The organism is Streptomyces spongiae (assembly GCF_009377185.1).
GTDB classification, from domain to species: Bacteria; Actinomycetota; Actinomycetes; order Streptomycetales; family Streptomycetaceae; genus Streptomyces; species Streptomyces spongiae.
Genome location: NZ_VJZC01000949.1, coordinates 1 through 2268, shown reverse-complemented (window position 1 = coordinate 2268; position 2268 = coordinate 1). Strand labels below are relative to the sequence as shown.

3 protein-coding genes are annotated in these 2268 nt (G+C 68.2%); all 3 read left to right on the top strand.

Features of this window, described 5'->3' with window-relative positions:
• Positions 1-241: 241 nt before the first annotated feature.
• Complete coding sequence (locus FNH08_RS49035; RefSeq protein ID WP_152778406.1) at positions 242-598, top strand: hypothetical protein; 357 nt, start codon at positions 242-244, stop codon at positions 596-598.
• Positions 595-747 (top strand): hypothetical protein, encoded by a 153-nt coding sequence (locus FNH08_RS51335; RefSeq protein ID WP_194238880.1) that lies wholly within the window; start codon positions 595-597, stop codon positions 745-747. Before FNH08_RS49035 ends, FNH08_RS51335 begins: the two co-directional genes overlap by 4 nt.
• A 181-nt stretch (positions 748-928) precedes the next feature.
• On the top strand, positions 929-2268 hold a 1340-nt coding region (locus FNH08_RS49030), incomplete at its 3' end, for an ATP-binding protein (RefSeq protein ID WP_152778404.1).

Genomic DNA, 2268 nt, shown 5'->3' with positions numbered 1-2268 from the left:
CCCCACCCCCGGCCGACGCCACACGCGGACGCGGACTGCTGCTCGTACGGCAGTGCGCGGACGCGTGGGGCGGGTGGCCGCTCGGAGACGACCGGTCCGGGCGGAGTGCGGGGAAGCTGATGTGGTTCGAGGTGGGCGGTGCGGGAGCCCGGCGCCAAGGGGTGGCCGCTTGAAGCCGGCGCTGTTGTCCGGCTGCGCCGCTACCGTGGGCGGCAAGGAGCACAGACCGAAGGAGCCTCGCGTGAGCACTCAGCCTGATCACGGGCAGGAGCTGATCCCCCGGCCGGAGCGAACCCCGGAGGTCGTCCGTGTCGCCCTCGCTCGCATCGCCCCGCATCGGCTGGGCGAGATGGAGCGGCACAAGGAGCAGGCGCTCACAGCCGCGATCGCGGACGGCAAGATCGGTCACCTCCAGCACTGGCTCACGTACTGGCACGCGCAGGTCGAGATCGAACGCCGCCCCGATCTGTCCGCCCGCTACCGCGCCGCACTCGCCTCAGTGCACGGCACGGAGGGCAGGGACGACCCCGCATTCCGGTCAGGCATGAACGAGCTGACCGCCGTCGAGGCCGAGGCCCAGCGGGCGGTGTCCGCGTGACCTGGACGTGGGAGTACGACCCGGACGAACAGCACGTCGCAGGCGAAGGCCCCAAAGGAGGCTTCGCCCATGTGTCCGGCGGCTTCTTCAACTACCTCATCGTCCCCCGGCACGAGCGGCTCTACATCATGCAGGTGACCTTCCTGTGAAACACCAGGGCTCGTGCGCAGCCGGATGTTCGAGCTGAGGAGTCAGAGGGCTCGCGAAACCTACCCGGCCAGCACGTTCCAATCCCCCTGAGTGACGGCATGATTACCATCGCGCAGCTAGCCTCACTGGATTTAGGCTAAGTGGAATCAGGCTAAGAAGCCAGGTAGGAGACCCACCCCCATGTCCATCCCCAAACCCTCCGCCGTCTTCGGCCGCGTCCATGAGTGGGACGAACTCACACGTTTCTGTACGGACAAGGCCCCGGGGCTGCGTATCGGCGTCGTCCGGGGGCGGCGGCGGCACGGCAAGTCGTTCCTGTTGGAGCACCTGTGCAGAGCTGTCGACGGTGTCTACACCCTCGCCCTTCAGCAGAGCCGGGCCATGGCCCTCGACCGTTTCTCCGACAGCCTGGCCCAGGCGGTCGGCTTCCGGATCGGGCGGTTCACGTCATGGGTCGAGGCCCTCGACGCCGCAGCCGACGCGCTCACCAGCCGAAGCGACGGCACCGCACCCCCGCTCCTCGTCCTCGACGAGTTCCCGTACCTCGTCACGCACTCTCCGGAACTGCCCTCCGTCCTTCAGGCGCTCTACGACCAGCGCGGTCCGTCCTCGGGTAAGCCGGCATTGCGGATCATCCTGTGCGGTTCCGCGATCTCGACCATGTCGACGTTGCTCGCCGGTGACCAGGCGCTGCGTGGGAGGGCCGTGATCGACATGCGGATCGGGCCTTTCGGGTTCCGGGACGCGGCGGAGTACTGGAGGGTGGGCGACCCGGAGACGGCGTTCCTCGTGGACGCCGTGCTCGGAGGAGCTGCCGGGTACCGGGATGTGGTGGGAGACCCGCCGGAACCCGGAGACGACGGGTTCTACGCATGGCTCGCGCGCAGCGTGTTCAACCCGTCCCACATCCTGTTCACCGAACCCGAGTACCTGCTGGCCGAGGACCCGCGCATAAGCGATCGCGCCACGTACCACGCCATCTGGGAGGCGGTGTCGTCCGGCGCCGCGACGCCCACGCAGATCGGTGGGCTCGTCGGCATGGACGCGAAATCGCTGACGTACCACCTCAACATCATGAAGGCGGCGGCCTTCGTCCGGTACGAACAGGATCTGCTGCTCCAGCGCAAGCCCGTGATCACCGTGGCCGACCCCATCGTGCGCTTCCACGACCTGATCGTGCGTCCGAACCTCGTCGACTTCGAACTGAGGGAGGGGCGGGCCGCATGGGAGCGGTCGAGGGAGACCTTCTCCTCCAAGGTCCTCGGCCCGCACTTCGAGGACCTGGCCCGCCAGTGGACACTCCGGTACGGGCGCGAGCAGGGACTCGACGACATCGGACAGGTCGGCACGACAATCGTCGCCTGCCGCGAACACCGAGGGCACGAGGTCGACGTCGTCGCCCTCGCCCGTACGTCCCGTCCGCGTGACAAGAGCGCGCGCATCACCCTCCTCGGTGAGGCCAAGGCGACCAACAAGCCGCGAACAGCCGCCGACCTGAGGCGTCTTGAGCACATCCGGGA